This is a genomic window from Acinetobacter sp. S54 (assembly GCF_016624945.1).
In the GTDB taxonomy this organism is placed as follows: domain Bacteria; phylum Pseudomonadota; class Gammaproteobacteria; order Pseudomonadales; family Moraxellaceae; genus Acinetobacter.
Genome location: NZ_JACVUI010000007.1, coordinates 85,132 through 101,298, shown reverse-complemented (window position 1 = coordinate 101,298; position 16,167 = coordinate 85,132). Strand labels below are relative to the sequence as shown.

Annotated in this window: 10 protein-coding genes; 4 read left to right on the top strand and 6 right to left on the bottom strand. The window is 40.9% G+C overall.

The features are described from left to right. Positions 1 to 60: 60 nt before the first annotated feature. Both IAE20_RS11535 and tpgA read left to right on the top strand, forming a co-directional pair. Entirely contained in the window at positions 61 to 7,164 is a 7,104-nt protein-coding gene (locus IAE20_RS11535) for a YadA-like family protein (RefSeq protein WP_200482095.1), read from the top strand. 72 nt (positions 7,165 to 7,236) lie between these two features. Further along, positions 7,237 to 8,031, top strand: coding sequence for a trimeric autotransporter adhesin/peptidogylcan-associated protein TpgA (tpgA, locus tag IAE20_RS11530; RefSeq protein ID WP_413784497.1), 795 nt, complete (start codon positions 7,237 to 7,239; stop codon positions 8,029 to 8,031). Between the two features lie 40 nt (positions 8,032 to 8,071). On the opposite strand, the gene IAE20_RS11525 is transcribed toward tpgA, so the two are convergent. From IAE20_RS11525 to IAE20_RS11510, 4 genes are read right to left on the bottom strand one after another with little or no spacing between them, the layout of a single operon-like run. Beyond that, complete coding sequence (locus IAE20_RS11525) at positions 8,072 to 9,184, bottom strand: ABC transporter permease (RefSeq protein WP_200461376.1); 1,113 nt, start codon at positions 9,182 to 9,184, stop codon at positions 8,072 to 8,074. After that, the gene (locus tag IAE20_RS11520; protein WP_200461375.1) at positions 9,177 to 10,310 is read right to left on the bottom strand and encodes an ABC transporter permease; all 1,134 of its coding nucleotides are present in this window, start codon (positions 10,308 to 10,310) and stop codon (positions 9,177 to 9,179) included. The genes IAE20_RS11525 and IAE20_RS11520 overlap by 8 nt, the downstream gene beginning before the upstream one ends. 1 nt (position 10,311) lies before the next feature. Beyond that, entirely contained in the window at positions 10,312 to 11,433 is a 1,122-nt protein-coding gene (locus IAE20_RS11515; protein WP_200461414.1) for an efflux RND transporter periplasmic adaptor subunit, read from the bottom strand. A gap of 13 nt (positions 11,434 to 11,446) precedes the next feature. After that, positions 11,447 to 12,946 carry a TolC family protein gene (locus IAE20_RS11510; protein ID WP_200461374.1) on the bottom strand — a complete coding sequence of 500 codons (1,500 nt, stop codon included), beginning with the start codon at positions 12,944 to 12,946 and terminating at the stop codon, positions 11,447 to 11,449. A 305-nt stretch (positions 12,947 to 13,251) separates the two neighbouring features. Here IAE20_RS11510 and serC point away from each other — a divergent pair, with 305 nt between their 5' ends. Next, positions 13,252 to 14,331, top strand: coding sequence for a 3-phosphoserine/phosphohydroxythreonine transaminase (gene serC / locus IAE20_RS11505; RefSeq protein ID WP_200461373.1), 1,080 nt, complete (start codon positions 13,252 to 13,254; stop codon positions 14,329 to 14,331). A gap of 60 nt (positions 14,332 to 14,391) precedes the next feature. On the opposite strand, the gene IAE20_RS11500 is transcribed toward serC, so the two are convergent. Next, positions 14,392 to 14,541 carry a hypothetical protein gene (locus tag IAE20_RS11500; RefSeq protein WP_200461372.1) on the bottom strand — a complete coding sequence of 50 codons (150 nt, stop codon included), beginning with the start codon at positions 14,539 to 14,541 and terminating at the stop codon, positions 14,392 to 14,394. A 36-nt stretch (positions 14,542 to 14,577) separates the two neighbouring features. Continuing rightward, positions 14,578 to 15,516, bottom strand: coding sequence for a hypothetical protein (locus IAE20_RS11495; protein ID WP_200482094.1), 939 nt, complete (start codon positions 15,514 to 15,516; stop codon positions 14,578 to 14,580). Positions 15,517 to 15,692: 176 nt separating this feature from the next. Between IAE20_RS11495 and IAE20_RS11490 the strand changes: the two genes are divergently transcribed. Continuing rightward, positions 15,693 to 16,160, top strand: coding sequence for a YaiI/YqxD family protein (locus IAE20_RS11490; RefSeq protein ID WP_200482093.1), 468 nt, complete (start codon positions 15,693 to 15,695; stop codon positions 16,158 to 16,160). Positions 16,161 to 16,167: the final 7 nt, after the last annotated feature.

Below are 16,167 nucleotides of genomic sequence, written 5' to 3'. Positions count from 1 at the left end.
AATTCCAATGCTTCAGCAGCAAGCGCAACGGCTATTGGTAACAACTCAATTGCGGGTGCTGTGGCGGGTACGGCAATAGGAAGTAACTCTCAGGCAAATAGTAATAATGCGGTATCAATTGGTAGTAATGCTGGACAAGGGACAGCTAACTTACCGGGTAATGCCAATCAAAATCACATCGCAATCGGCACATCATCTGGTCAAAACATTACCGGGAATGAAAATATTGCAATTGGTTTGCAAGCCTCCAACAACACAACGGGTAGTTATAATATTGCGATTGGCTCCAAAGCAGGTCAGGGCGCTGCTGGAGAAGAAAGTGTAAGTATTGGTTATATATCCAATCAAAGTTCGACTGCAATCAATCATACCACAGCACTTGGAGCGAGAACTCAATCTGGGCAAGGTGCTGTGGCAGTGGGATATTCTGCAAATGCCAGTAATCAAGGTGCAGTTGCAGTAGGCGCATTATCAAAAGTTCAGGGCGTGGATGACGGCACAGGTAATATCACAAATGCAGATAATGGCGTTGCACTAGGGACAAATGCATGGTCACAGGATAATAGTATTGCACTTGGAACAAACTCTATTGCGTCGAGCACTACCTCGCAAACCCAAGCTGGATATATTACCTCTGCGTTAATTGGTGATGAGGGCGTAGTTTCAGTCGGTGCTGACTCCAATGGAGCAACTGCATCTTTTAACCGTCGAATCGTACATGTCGCTGACGGTGCTGGAGATTATGACGCAGTCAACGTCAATCAACTAAGAAAGGCACAAGAAAAAGTTGCAGATATTATTGGTGGTAATGTTACTGTGAATAGTCAAACTGGGGACTATTCTCAAATCACGTTAAAAGATACGAGTGGGAAAGAATATCAATATAATACAGTCGTTGAAGCGTTAGGTGCACTTAGTACAGGAGCAATCCAGCTTCCTGCTACAGAAAACGCAGTGACTTATACAGATGCCACATCTAAACAAATTAATCTTCGTCCGAATACAGTGATTAGTGGAGTTGCTGAAGGTAAGGTTGGTACAGACGCGGTCAATGTTGAGCAAATGCAACAAGCCGTTGAAGAAAGTCGCGCTAAATATATCAGTGTGAACTCAACTACCAAAGGTAATCGTGCCAACGAAGGAGCTACAGGTATTAATGCGGTGGCTATCGGTCCAGATGCTATAGCTGCAAACAATAACAGTACCGCCATTGGCTCAAAAGTTCAGTCTTTGGGTGATTATGCAACCGTTATCGGAACTGCTGATTCAGTTGTATACGATACGGCAGGTGTAGCAATAGGTAATCACGCGATTAGTCGTGGTGAAGGCAGTATTGTAATAGGTAAAGATGCTAAAGCAGCACCTCAAACATCACCAACTGGTAAAATTGACAATGCTATCGCTATTGGTACTCAAGCTTTAGTCACTAATGAAAAAGGGATTGCAATTGGTCAAAATACAATTGCTGAAGGCGCGGAAAGTATTGCTCAAGGTTATGATTCAAGATCAACTGGGAATGCCTCTACTGCGCTTGGTGTAAGTTCTCGTGCCAGTGCTGAAAATGCTTATGCATTGGGTACAAATGCTAATTCTTCGGCGACCAATGCACTTGCATTTGGTAATGCTGCTAAATCGGCTGCTACGGACTCAATTGCCACAGGAACGAATGCAACCACTTATGCGACCAATGCGGTTGCATTAGGTAAAGGTGCTGTTTCAGGCAAGGCCAACCCAACTAAAGAAGAAATAGATAATAATTCCAACTCGGATACGATAGCGATAGGAACCAATAGCTTTGCCCAAATTAAAAATGCGTTAGCAGTGGGTAATACTGCAAAAGCGACTGAAGAAAGTTCACTTGCTCTGGGTACAGAATCTCAAGCAACTGCAAAAGATGCGATTTCAGTTGGCCAAAAATCACAAGCTTCAGGTTTAAACAGTTTGGCACTGGGTAAAGAGGCACAGGCCAGTCAAGAAAGCGCAATCGCGCAAGGTTATGGTGCGAAAGCTTTAAATATTAATACCATTGCTCAGGGTGTGAATGCTCAGGCTTCTGCTGATTATGCAATTGCTACGGGTACAAATGCATTAGCAACGGGAAGCAATGCTATAGCTCAAGGGCAAAATGCAAAAGCTTTAAACACGAATAGTATTGCACAGGGTTTGAATGCACAGGCTACAGCAGCTAATGCAGTGGCTATTGGTGCAAATACAATTGTGACAAATGAAAATGCAGTAGCCTTGGGGAATGGTTCAGCATCTGGTAGTTATAATCAAACCACGAAAGGTACGATTAATGGCAAAGATTATAATTATGCAGGGAGTGGGGCTGGATTATCTACAGTGAGTGTAGGTTCTGTAAATAATGAACGTCAAATTATTAATGTTGCAGCAGGTCGTGTAACCTCCAGCAGCACTGATGCAATTAACGGCAGTCAACTCTACCAAACTAATCAGGCGATTCAGGATTTAGCAGATACGCCTTTAGCTTTTGCTGGGGATAGCGGTACTCAAGTAAACCGAAAATTGGGTCAACAACTCAAGGTCACAGGTGGCGCAACTGGGACGCTGACTGATGGAAATATTGGAGTAGTTGCTAATGGTTCTGATACCTTGCAATTAAAGTTGGCCAAAGATGTAAACCTCACCAATGCAGGTAGTGTGACGGTAGGTACATCCAGTGTTAAAAATAATGAAGTCAAAGTGGGTGCCAATACTCTTACCGATACAGGTTTAACTGTAGGTACTACGAGTGTGACTACAGGAAATGTTTCAGGTTTATCTAACACGACCTGGGATCCGGCCCAAACTTATACGGGTGGTCGTGCTGCGACGCAAGAACAATTAAAAAGCGTAAGCGATGTTGCTCAAACGGCAAATAAAGGCTGGAATTTAACCACCAACAAAGATACTGCCAATAAAACCAATGTCGCGCCAGATTCAACCGTGGACTTCTCTAATAGTGATAGCAATATTACAGTGAGTCATACAGGCACAAATGTGGATGTGAAACTGGCTAATGCCATTAAAGTCGGCCCGACGACTGGAGGAAGCCCTGTTACTATTAATGGTAATACTGGTGAAATCACAGGCCTTAGCAATAAAACAACCACTAATGCAGATTTTGCGACAGTCGGACGTGCAGCTACAGAAGAGCAGTTAAAAAGTATCCAGACCGGTTTAACGGATGCAGGCTTTGGACTTAAAGCGGGCGACGGCAACTCTGTCACGAAGAAACTTGGAGAGACTGTTGATATTGTAGGTGCTGATAGCAATATCACGACCAAAGTGGTAAATGGACAAGTCGCTGTTGAATTAGCCAAAGATGTAAACCTGAGCAAAGCCGGTAGTTTGACGGTGGGTAATAGTAAAGTTACAGATGGCAAAGTTGAACTGACAGATGGAACAAAATCCAATAGCAGTACTGTAGACGGTACGACTGTAACTGATGGTACTAATAGCAGTGCAATCGGAGCAGGTTCAATTAGCGTTAGTAATGGAACCAACCAGACCTCGATAGGGGCAACACAGATCGTAGTGGGTGGTGCATCTCCGGTGACACTAAATGGAGCCACAGGCAGGGTGAGTGGTTTAACCAATACCACCTGGGATGCCAATGGCACTTATAACCAGCAACAGGCAGCAACAGAAGAGCAATTGAAAGCAGTAAGTGATGTTGCTCAAACGGCAAATAAAGGCTGGAATTTAACGACCAACAAAGATACTGCCAATAAAACCAATGTCGCGCCAGATGCAACTGTGGATTTCTCTAATAGTGATAGCAATATTACAGTGAGTCATACAGGCACTAATGTGGATGTGAAACTGGCAGAGGTTGTTAATATTGGGGGGCAACCTGGCGGTTCTACTGTCACAGTTAATGGTAAAGATGGAACAATTACTGGCTTAACCAATAAAGTTTTCGACCCAAACAACTATACTATTGGACGAGCAGCTACAGAAGATCAACTGGCGACACCATTGACCTTTACAGGGGATAATGCGGGTGTAAATGTACAACGTAAATTGGGCCAACAACTCAGTATAGTAGGTGGAGAATCTGTAGAAACGAATTTAACGGATAATAACATTGGTGTCGTTGCAGACAGCACGGATAACAAGCTAACCGTAAAACTTGCCAAAGATATTAAGGTAGAGAGTGTCAATGCCGCAGGAACTGTGATCGATAGCAAAGGACTAAGTTTTGTTAATTCTAGTGGCGGAGCCGTTCCAAACTCGCCAAGTATAAGTGCAACTGGCATTAATGCTGGAACTAATAAAATTACCAATGTTGGTGCTGGAGCGATTACAGATACCTCTATGGATGCAGTGAATGGTAGCCAGATCAAAGGTATTATCGATCAAGGCTTCACGGTGAGCTCAAATGGAAATACAGCCTCCAAAGATACCATTGCCTTGGGTGAAAATGTTGATTTCAGTGCAACAGACACGAATATCAAAGTCACCAATACAGGGAATAACCAAATAACCTTCGGTCTTGAACCTGTCATTAAAGTTGGCCCGACGATTGGAGGAAGCCCTATTACTATTAATGGTAATACTGGTGAAATCACAGGCCTTAGCAATAAAACAACCAGTAATGCAGATTTTGCGACAGTCGGACGTGCAGCCACAGAAGAGCAGTTAAAAAGTATCCAGACTGGCTTAACGGATGCAGGCTTTGGACTTAAAGCGGGCGATGGCAACTCTGTCACGAAGAAACTTGGAGAGACTGTTGATATCGTAGGTGCTGATAGCAATATCACGACCAAAGTAGTAAATGGACAAGTCGCTGTTGAATTGGCCAAAGATGTAAACCTGAGCAAAGCCGGTAGTTTGACGGTGGGTAATAGTAAAGTTACAGATGGCAAAGTTGAACTGACAGATGGAACAAAATCCAATAGCAGTACTGTAGACGGTACGACTGTAACTGATGGTACTAATAGCAGTGCAATCGGAGCAGGTTCAATTAGTGTTAGTAATGGAACCAACCAGACTTCAATAGGGGCAACACAGATCGTAGTGGGTGGCGCATCTCCGGTGACACTAAATGGAGCCACAGGAAGGGTGAGTGGTTTAACCAATACCACCTGGGATGCCAATGGCACTTATAACCAGCAACAGGCAGCAACAGAAGAGCAATTGAAAGCAGTAAGCGATGTTGCTCAAACGGCAAATAAAGGCTGGAATATAAAGTCCGATTCGACACTGGCTTCTACGCAAGTCAAACCTGAAGATACTGTAGATATCGGTCTTGCTGCAGGAGAAACCAATCTTAAGGCTGCTGCAACGAATGCTAATGGAACCACAACAATTGACTTTAGTTTGAGTAAAGACTTACTCCTTGACAGCGTTAATGCAGGCGGGACGATTATTAACAATAGTGGCTTAAGCTTTGTTGACCCAATAACGGGTTTACCATTGAGCAACTCACCTTCTATCTCTTTTGCGGGAATAAATGCGGGGAATCAAAAGATTACCAATGTTCAGGATGGAGAGGTTAGCTCCACCTCAAAAGATGCTGTTAATGGTAGTCAGTTACAGGCGGTAAGTGATGTTGCCAATAAAGGCTGGAAATTAACCACAGATCAAACGGGCACGGGTACCGTAACAGGAAGCTCAGTTAGCAAGGTCGCTCCTGATGATACCGTGACTTTTGTTGCAGGAAATAATATTGCGGTGCAACAGTCAGGCAACCAGATTACCGTTGCTACGACCCCTGAGGTAAGTTTTGATAAAGTGACAGTGGGTAATGTAGTCATTGATAAAACTACCAATAAAATCACAGGGGTGGAAGCAGGCACAGTTGCGCAAGATTCAAAAGACGCAATTAACGGCGGTCAGCTTTATAACATAGCCACTAAAATCAGAAATATTATTGGGGGAAATACCACCTATGATCCAGGTACAGGAACATACGTAAATAATAATATTGGTGATACTGGAAAAGATAATATCAATGATGCGATTAAATCCATCAATGAAACCGCTCAAAATGCCAACAAAGGTTGGACTGTTTCTACAAATGGTCAAAATGCGAGTCAGGTAAAACCGACGGATACTGTTGATTTTGCGAATAAAGACGGCAATATCAGTATTAATAACACAGGCAATAACATTACCGTTGATTTAGCCAAAGATATTACCGTGGAGAGTGTGACAGCGGGTGATACAACGGTGAACGATAATGGTTTAACAATTGATGGTGGGCCAAGTGTAACCAAAAATGGTATTGATGCAGCGGGTAATAAAGTGACAGGCGTTGCAGAAGGCAGCATTGCCCAGAACAGCAAAGATGCAGTCAACGGTAGCCAGATCCATGACATTATTGGTGATGGCGCATTCCAGGGAGGAGATGGAAATACCATTACTAATATTGGGGGTACAGGTGCAACCAATATTAACGATGCGATTAGCTCGATTAACAAAACAGCGGGTCAGCACACCACGGTTGAAGCAGGTCAAAATATTACCGTTAAGGAAAGTACTAACAGCAATGGCGGTAAAGAATATACGGTTGCGACTGCGGATGATGTGAAGTTTAATTCTGTCACATCCAATACGGTGACTGCCAATACTGTGAAAGTAGGCGATGTTAATATCGATCAAAATGGTATTAATGCGGGTAACCATAAAATCACAAATGTTGCGCCGGGTGAAATTTCCAGTACGTCTAAAGATGCAGTGAATGGATCACAGCTCAATACGTCCAACCAATATGTTGTTGATTCATTGGGGGGTGGGGCGAAATATGAAAATGGTCAATTCACTGCACCTACCTATAATGTGAATAACGGAAGTTATAACAATGTCGGGGATGCATTAGGAGCCTTGAATCAGGCAGATGTCGATTTAGGTAATCGAATTACCAATTTGGGTGATCGTCTTGAGCAGGTATTCTACAACGTCAATAGTCGGATTGATGATGTCGAGAAAAAGGCCAATGCGGGTATTGCCTCTGCGATGGCGTTGGAAGGAGCACCTTTTGTAGCAGGTAAATTTACTTACGCTGTTGGCGCCGCGTACCATGGTGGAGAAAATGCAGTGGGCGCTACATTACGAAAAACTGCGGATAATGGCCGCTGGTCAATCACTGGGGGGGTTGCAGCTGCTTCACAAGGTGATCCAAGTGTCCGTGTTGGTATCAGTGGTGTGATTGATTAATTTCATGAATGCTCAATAGGAGGTTGGGTGGCCAGCTTCCTTTTTTAAAAAATATTAAAGAGAACAAAAGCTATGCAAATGAAAAAAACTTTTATGTTCGCTGCAATGTTGGGCTTTATGATGTCTGCAACCGCAGCTGAACCAACGGCAACTACAGAGCAAATTACGTTTCCTGATGTCAGTAAAAGCTATTTAAAACAAGTATTGCGCTATGAGGTGACTGATGTCGCCCGTTTAGATGTGGGCTTGAATAAAGATCAAGTTCGGCATTTATTGGGCAATCCACAATTTAATGAAGGAATTTTTGGTTCAAAAGTCTGGAATTATGTGTTGGATATTCGGGTGCCGAATAGCAATGACTATAAACGTTGCCAACTTCGTATTGATTTTGATCAGAAAAATAAAGCTGAACGACTGTCATGGAAAGGACAGGACTGCGAAGCATTAATCCATCCAACTAGCCCAGCAGCTCCTATTTTAGTCCCAGCTCCAGTGCCAGCCACTCCAGCGCCTGTTAGGTCAAAAGACATCTTATTTGCATTTGATCGTTCAGATGTCGCAGGAATCACTACTGGCGTCGATTCAGTAAGAGACATCGCGGAACGTATTAAAGGGTCACCAGATCAAAATGCTGTGATTGTTGCTGGTTATACAGATCGGTTAGGCTCTTATGCATATAATCAAAAACTCTCAGCAAAACGTGCTCAAACGGTTGCCTCTTTACTGACTCAATATGGCGTTGATTCAAACCGTATTAAAGTAGAAGCAAAAAATCAAACCACTGCATATCAACAATGTAGTGATTCGGAAAAATCACAATTAGTTGAGTGTCTGGAACCTAATCGCCGTGTAAATGTTAATTGGTAGATGTACAAGCTGATAAAAAAGTACGCTTAGGCGTGCTTTTTTATGATTTATGGGTTGTATTTTTTGGCTTTATTACCAAGCGATAATACGCAATCAATAGAAAAATACCTGTTGCACAGCTCAAAAATATGAGTTTAGGTAAAACGAGACCCGTCTGGGTTCCCATCTGATTCAGCTGTATAAATAACTGAACTGCATGTGTGGATGGCAGAAGCCAAGTGAAACCCTGTATCCATAAAGGCATAGATTGAATAGGCCATGCAATACCTGTTAATAAAAACAATGGAATAGACGTAAAAACTAGAAAATGTCCAGCTCGTTCAGACATGTCCAATAACGAACCAAATACCAACCCTAATGCGGCGACACAACTGACAAATATCGGGACAGCCAAAAGCATTCCCCAAAAATTGCCACCATGCGGATAGTCATTTAGCCAGAAAATAAAACCAAATAAATAGAAACAGCCTAGACAACCGATGGTTACAAAGCAGGCAAAAATTCCCCAAAACTCAGTCGTTGTAGGATGCCAGTTTTTTTCTCTAAACCCCCCAATTAACATTCCCAAACCTAAGATAATAGTTTGATGAATAATAACAGGCGCGACAGCGGGGAAAATATAACTACCATAGCCAGATAGAGTATTAAATAGCGGAATTTGATGGATCGAAAGTTCTGGTTTGAAATGTGAAATATCACCAAAGCGAGCGGCTTGCTCATGAATTGCATTTTCAATTGCTGTGGCTAGTCCTAAACCAATATCTTTGGTTTTTAAAAAGTACGCTGTGCTGATATAAAGTCCAATTCCTCCCATTTCTCCGCGTCGAATACTATTTGAAAGGTTATCTGGCAAATACAAAATGCCATCAGCTTTTTGGTTACGAACCATTTGCTCTGCTTCAAGAAAATTACCTGTTACCGCCTTAATTTTAACATTTGGACTATTTGAGACTTGCGCAATGATGGTAGAGGTCACCGCACTTTGTTCTTCATCAACAATAACAATTGGCAATGAATCAGCATGTTCGGCTTTATAAGCGATGGGATAAAAAAAGCTATAAAAAAATACAGATAAAATGACTGTTGTCAAAATCGAGGAATTTTTTGCAATATTTTTAAATGTTTCAACGTAATAGTAAAAGAACTTATGCATGAGGTTGCTCCTTCACTAACTTCTTCATGAGCAGAGCACTGACAGCAAAATAGAATAGGCAATAACCCAGTAAAATTAAAAAAGGCCAGATCGAAATTCCCATATCACTTCCTACCACCCATTGTTCAGTTTGTAGACGAGCATAAGGGGTGTAAGGAATAATCATTGACCAGAACTGGGTAAAAACAGGCGCATTGTTTAAAGGTAGTGTGACACCCGCAAAGCTTAAAGAAGAACCGCCATAAACTGCAATAAATCCAAAGGTTCTACCTAAATTTTGACTCGCAAGAACCACCGTAGAACTAATAAAAGCGTAAGCAAAGTATAATAAAAGTTGCCCTGACAGTATCAAAAGCAGGCTACCTGCCACAAACCAACCTCTAATCACAACAAGCCATAGCATCCAGATCCAAGTCCATACTGTAAAAATGACCACATAAACTAAGATTTTGGCAAATAAAGCGCCGATGTAATCATTAGGATTGGCCCAGCTTGTAACGGTTTTTCTTTTTAATTCCTGTCCAATTGCAAAAGCCACACAACAGCAGAGCAATAAATGTAAAATAGCAGGAATAACAAAGGGTTCTAAATAGAATTCATAACTTAGATTTGGATTGTACAGTGTCGAAATTTTGACATTTGGTGTTGGCATACTTAAATAGGGGAGTAGATTGCTCAAATAACTTTCGCCAGCAAAATCAGCCATGCCACTTAATGTGCCTAAAAGCATTGCAGAAGAAATAGTATTTCCAACACTAAAAAAAGATTGATTAAAGGCAATGCTAATTTGGGCATCCTGCGCACTCACTAAGCGTTGTTCTGCGCCTGCAGGAATATGCACGTACCCCCAGATTTTAGTCTGATTCAGTAAATGCTCGACTTCGGTTGGATTTTGAGTTCGATATTTCACATCGAGCGTATGATTGAGTGATAAGTAACGGTCAATATTACGGCTGAGTTCGCTCTGATCCTGATCGATAATCGCGATAGGTAAATGATCTGGTTTACCTTGATAAAACATACTGCTAAATAGCAAAATAATGAACAATGGGGCAATCACCACCATTGCCAGATCCCACTTATTTTTTAGTAGGTAACGTAGTTCCCGTAATATACAGGCAAGCATATTAGTTTGCCTCAGTCACTTTAAACAAGACACTCATGCCAACTTTCAAGTCTTGTACAGGCCGTTCAGGAACTAAATGTAGTTTAAAGCTACGGATATCATACCCCCCCGTTTGTCGAGTCGTCTTAATAGTCGCAAACTCACCTTCGGCCTCAATGTTTTTAATTTTAAACTCAACTTTTTGATCCAGTGCAGGAATATATCCTTGCATAATTTTCGCTTTATAAACGGAGCGATATTGATCTTCACGGACATTCAAGCTGACCCAAAGTTCATCATCTTCCAAAATACTCACGACAGGAACAGCAGTTGCAACTAACTCAGATACTTTTCCATAGGTTTTGGAAACTGTGCCATCGACTGGGGAATAAAGTTTAGTTTCAGCTTCAAGCGCATTGGCTTCTGCGACTGCGGCCTGAGCGATTTCAACTTGTGCATCTGCCATTGATTTTTGTTGCGGTGTACTTCCGCGTTTAGCCCGTGCGTATTGCTGATAGGCTGCTTCAGTGAGCTCTTTGGCAGATTGTTGTGCTGCATACATTTCATCACGACGCTGCCGTGAAATGACACCTTCTTTATACAGTATCGCTCCACGCTGATAGGTCTTGCTGGCGAGTTCAGCCTGAGCCTGTACGCTTTTCCAGTTTGCATATAGAGTGTCGATATTTTCTTCCTGCGAACCCCGTTCAGTGGTGGATTGCAGGGCTTGTGCAGATTGTAATGCGGCCTGTGCCTGCTGTTTTTTTGCCTGAATTTCTGGGCTAATCAAAAGAACAAGCTCTTGTCCTTTTTTAACTTTTTGCCCTTCGGATACATAAACTTGTTCGATTCTGCTTGGTACTTTGGTGCTGACATGTAAGGTTTCAGCTTCAACACGTCCTTGTAATTCAACCTGTTTGGGCTGATAGGCTTTCCATAGTCCATAAGCAATTAAGCCAAGCAACACGACTACAATCATTGCAACAATGACTTTAATCAGCCCTTTCTTTTTAGATCCCTCGGATTTGTTTTGTGGCTGCTTAATAGGGGGCTGATCAGTTCCATGATCGTTTGTTTTTTCATTGTCAGCAATAGAAGAGGAATCTGGATGTTGAGCATCGGACGGTGGTTGATCTTGATTCATCATGTCCTCTCCTTTAACGAATAAAATCGGTATTAGGTTGATTTAAATAAGCTTTGAAATTTGAAATTGAGCCATGGCTTTGTAATAAAGTCGCCAACGATAAAATATATTTATATGCGTTCAGTGCCATTTCAGTATTTAAGGCATTCAGGGCATTTTGGGCATCAATAACTTGAGTGGCTGTGCCCATATCCTCTTTAAAAGAAAGTTCCTGAATACGTAAATTTTCCTGGGCTGCTTTTTGGTTTTGTAGGAGCAAAGCATGGCTTTGTTGCGCTGAATTCAGCTCGCTATAGGATTTATTCATTACATTTTCAATTTCTTGTTTAGTTCTTGCAGTAAGTAACTCGGTTGCATAGCGTTTAAGCTCTGCAGAATGAATACTTTTGGTTTTATCCAGTCCTGAAAATAAGTTATAACGCGCAGCAATTCCAATAATCCAATTTTCTTTATCATCCAGACTATATTCACCAAATGCAAATAAATTAGGTTTCTTTGCAGCTTGTTGCGCACGGACATTTTCATTGGCAATTTGTGTATCCATTTGCATTTTACGCACTAAACTAGACTGTTCTGGATAGGTTGCCATTAAATTATCTAAAGACTGAGTCTGAGCTTTATTTACAAATAAGGGTGTAGTAAGTTGGCTCACTTGATTGGTTCGTAATAGATTATTCAGTTGGAACTGACTGCTTTGTAGATTAGCTTGTGCATTTTGTAGTAAGCGCTGTGCATTATTTCGCGCCACTTCAAATTGCATCCTTTGCCCTTTACTTAAAAATCCTTGTTGCTCAAGTTTGAGAGCATTATCAAGATGACGTTGCATTGCATTGAAATTAAAGTGACTGGATTTAACGAGTTGCTGTTGTAATTGCACATTGAAATAAGATTGAATCATTTCAAAACGTTGTACATCTTGTTGCTGTTCAGTATTAAGTTCAGAACGTTGCGATTGAATTGCTGCAATTTGTTTGGTCGATTTAAGCAAACCGCCAGTATAAAGTGGCATCACCATGGAAATAGAAGAACGAATTTGTTCATCTTGCAAAGTTAAATTGGCATAATTAGGTACTATATTGACACCATCATGAATAATGCCACTCACTCCATTTTCAATATCGCCAATAATATTGGGTGGTATGACATTTTCCCACTCATTCAATTGGTTATCGAGTTTGTCATTCAAGGCATTTTCTATTCCTTGTTTAAAGGAGTTGAGAGGGACATCGACTTCACTGTGAAATTTGTAAGCACGAACATTAAAATCAATACGTGGCAGTCCTAAACCTTTTACCGCTTCTGCATCCAGTTTTGCTGAACTCTGGAGAGCTTCATTGGCCTGAGACGTATACGAGTTCTCCAGCACTTGCTGTTCCGCTTGCGCATAACTAAAAGTTTGAGCCTGCGTTTGGGCGCATAACCCTGAAAAACTTAAACCAACCGCCATGATCTTTAATAAAGTCTGCGTCAAGAAGGTTGGTTTTGTTGTATAAACCTGACGTCTAAATTTCATAGAAAACAACTTTTAATATTTTTAGCTAGTGTAGTGGATTATTTATAAAAGTAAGTTATTGAATTGTTTACAATACATTTGTATAACAGATTCAAACTCGGCCTCAATTTTAAGTTAGGCGTTATTTCTGATCGAGCATGAGGCTGTTGATTTAATATTAGCCTAAATTGAAATGATGCATAGATTAAATAACTCTACTTGGCAGTTTATATTGAAATATTTATAGGTTCAAATACTGCACGAAATCCCAAGATGTGGTTAAATGCCACAATTTAGTTTTGTTTCACTTAGACAAAGGAAAAATCATGCGCGCGTACAATTTCTGTGCTGGTCCTGCTGCATTACCGACTGCCGTTTTAGAAAAAGCTCAAGCTGAGTTGTTAGACTGGCACGGTAAGGGCCTTTCCATCATGGAAATGAGTCATCGTAGTAAAGATTATGTCGCGGTTGCAGAAAAAGCGGAAGCTGATTTACGCAAATTGATGAATATTCCAGAAAACTATCAGGTTTTATTTTTGCAAGGTGGAGCATCGTTACAATTTTCAGCGATACCATTGAATCTATTGGGAAAAAACCCAAAAGCCGATTATATTCATACTGGAATCTGGTCAGAAAAAGCGTTGAAAGAAGCACAGCGTTATGGCGAGATTAATAGTGTAGAAGCAGGTACTACTGTAAATGGCAAACTTGCCATTAAGAACCAAAGCGAATGGAATTTGTCTCAAAATGCTGCCTATGTTCACTATGCTGACAATGAAACTATTGGTGGTTTGCAGTTCGATGGTATTCCAGAGGTTGATGCACCATTAGTATCCGACCTCTCTTCAAGCATTTTGTCTGCGCCAATAGATGTATCAAAATTTGGTCTTATCTATGCAGGTGCGCAAAAAAATATCGGTCCAGCGGGTTTAACGATTGTTATCGTACGTGATGACTTGCTTGATCAAGCGCGTTCAGATATCCCAAGCATTTTGAAATATTCAGCTCAGGCAAAAAATGGTTCAATGGTGAATACACCAGCGACCTATTCATGGTATTTGTCAGGTTTGGTGTTTGAATGGTTACTTGAGCAGGGTGGGGTAGATGCGATCCACAAGGTAAATCTGGAAAAAGCCAAATTGCTTTATGGGTACATTGATGCCAGTGATTTTTATAATAATCCGATTGTAGAAGCGAATCGTTCCATCATGAATGTGCCATTTACATTGGCAGACGAGGCATTGGAAAAATTATTTCTTAAAGAAGCAGAAGAGAATCATTTGCTAAATCTCGCGGGTCATCGTTCAGTTGGCGGTATGCGTGCAAGTATTTACAATGCTGTACCGCTTGAAGGCGTACAAGCCTTGGTTAATTTTATGGATGACTTTGCTAAACGCAATGGCTGATAATGAAAAAGCCCTCAAATCTTGAGGGCTTTTTTTGAATACTTAAAGCATCAAACTAAATTAAACAGCTAATAATCCAAAATGATAAAAAATCATGGCTGCAAGAAACATTCCTAGAACAAAAAAACAGAAAGCACCTTTGTCCAACTTAATACGTTGGCCACTAAATTGGACTAGACTGTAGCTTTGTTGTTCTCGAATAATTTTCATTAATGAGCCTAATAATTAAATTATTGTGAAAATATATTAATTATTAATAGTTTTAGCATAAATATTCGCCTGAATCCATAGATTTCCACGAATATACTGTCCAATTTCAAAGTTTTTATACAAATCATCTTTAGTTGCAATACGAATTAATGTTGCAGGTAGATTATCTTCTAAAACCAAAGTGACATCATACAGCGTATATTCTTGTTCCATAAATGTCATGGAAGTCTTACCAACGATATTGCCCTGAAACCACGCTTCATCTTCCTGACCAATAGTTTCTCCATATAAATAAGCCACCATTTTAGAAAAATCAACGGTAACGGGCTCTTTGTCTTCTGGTATTTTCGGTTCCCAAGCATTAATGAGTTGCTGCAAATTTTCAGGCGCGACACCATTATGTGCTGCCAAAATATCATTTAAGGCACGATGATGTTTAATTGAAGCGGGGTCATCTACAATAATCGTTTCATTGGCTGCTACAGGTTCGAGTTCATAAGCCCATGCATTTAGTTGAACTTGATAACTTTGATCTTTTTGATATTGACCATGGTTGACGCTATATAAATTATCAAAGGCATAAATAATAGTATTGGCATTTACTTTTAATTGCAAAACCGCCTGAGTAGCTGATTCAGACGTAATAATACGATCAATAGTGGCACTAAATTTATAAGGACTCTCAAATGTAGGAAATGCAGTTTTTAATGCTTTGGGTTTGTTATCTTCTACTGCAATAATTTGATTCAATTGAACTGGCGATTTTGCTGGCCCCTGAATGAGCCAGAACGCTTGATCCATATCAGTTTCACATTCACAGATTCCCATCGGCATAATGGGGCTATCCAACGCAAGTCCCAGCCACTTTGGTATATCTTGCGCAGGTTCTGGAGAAAGTAAATTCCAGTGCTGTGCATGACTGCCAAAATTATTTTCTTCGATAGTGACGATTTCAGGACTGTTTTGATTTTTCATATAAGCTGAGAATAAAAAATGGATAACTTAGTGTATTAAATCGAGGATATCTTAGTTTTTTCAAGTCCATCAATGTAATTATATAAAAAATCATCAGGTTTTTTTAATGGAATAAGTGCCCATGACGAAAAGCGAATCTGTTAAACTTAAGTTTATTTTTTCCAAGAGTCATTCAGTTGTTACCATTCAAGCTCTGGGTGGATGCAGATGCATTACCTAAAATTTTGCGGGAAGTGATTTTACGTGCATCTGATCGTTATCAACTCGAAGTGACGTTCGTCGCCAATCAGAATGTCGGGATCACGCCATCGGTCAGAATCAAATCGATTCAGGTGATGAGCGGTGCAGATCAGGCGGATAAAGAAATTGTAGACCGTATGCAGGAACATGACATTGTCATTACGCAAGATATTCCACTTGCAGCGCAGGTCATTGAAAAAGGTGGTATCGCGATTCATCCCCGTGGGGAAATCTATACTACAGCTAATGTTAAAGCGCGTTTACATCTTCGTGATTTTATGGATACCTTACGGGGCGCTGGGGTGCAAACGGGCGGGCCGCCCCCTATTTCTGAGCGTGACAAGCGAGAATTTTCCAGCGCTTTGGATCAAACAATTTTAAAGCAAAAACGTAAAACTGCATGAGAACCCA

Bases quoted from the DNA above. Each gene is read 5' to 3' on its own strand.
- tpgA (WP_413784497.1), top strand. From the start codon at position 7,237: ATGCAAATGAAAAAAACTTTTATGTTCGCTGCAATGTTGGGCTTTATG.
- IAE20_RS11525 (WP_200461376.1), bottom strand. From the start codon at position 9,184: ATGCATAAGTTCTTTTACTATTACGTTGAAACATTTAAAAATATTGCA.
- IAE20_RS11520 (WP_200461375.1), bottom strand. From the start codon at position 10,310: ATGCTTGCCTGTATATTACGGGAACTACGTTACCTACTAAAAAATAAG.
- IAE20_RS11515 (WP_200461414.1), bottom strand. From the start codon at position 11,433: ATGAATCAAGATCAACCACCGTCCGATGCTCAACATCCAGATTCCTCT.
- IAE20_RS11510 (WP_200461374.1), bottom strand. From the start codon at position 12,946: ATGAAATTTAGACGTCAGGTTTATACAACAAAACCAACCTTCTTGACG.
- serC (WP_200461373.1), top strand. From the start codon at position 13,252: ATGCGCGCGTACAATTTCTGTGCTGGTCCTGCTGCATTACCGACTGCC.
- IAE20_RS11500 (WP_200461372.1), bottom strand. From the start codon at position 14,541: ATGAAAATTATTCGAGAACAACAAAGCTACAGTCTAGTCCAATTTAGT.
- IAE20_RS11495 (WP_200482094.1), bottom strand. From the start codon at position 15,516: ATGAAAAATCAAAACAGTCCTGAAATCGTCACTATCGAAGAAAATAAT.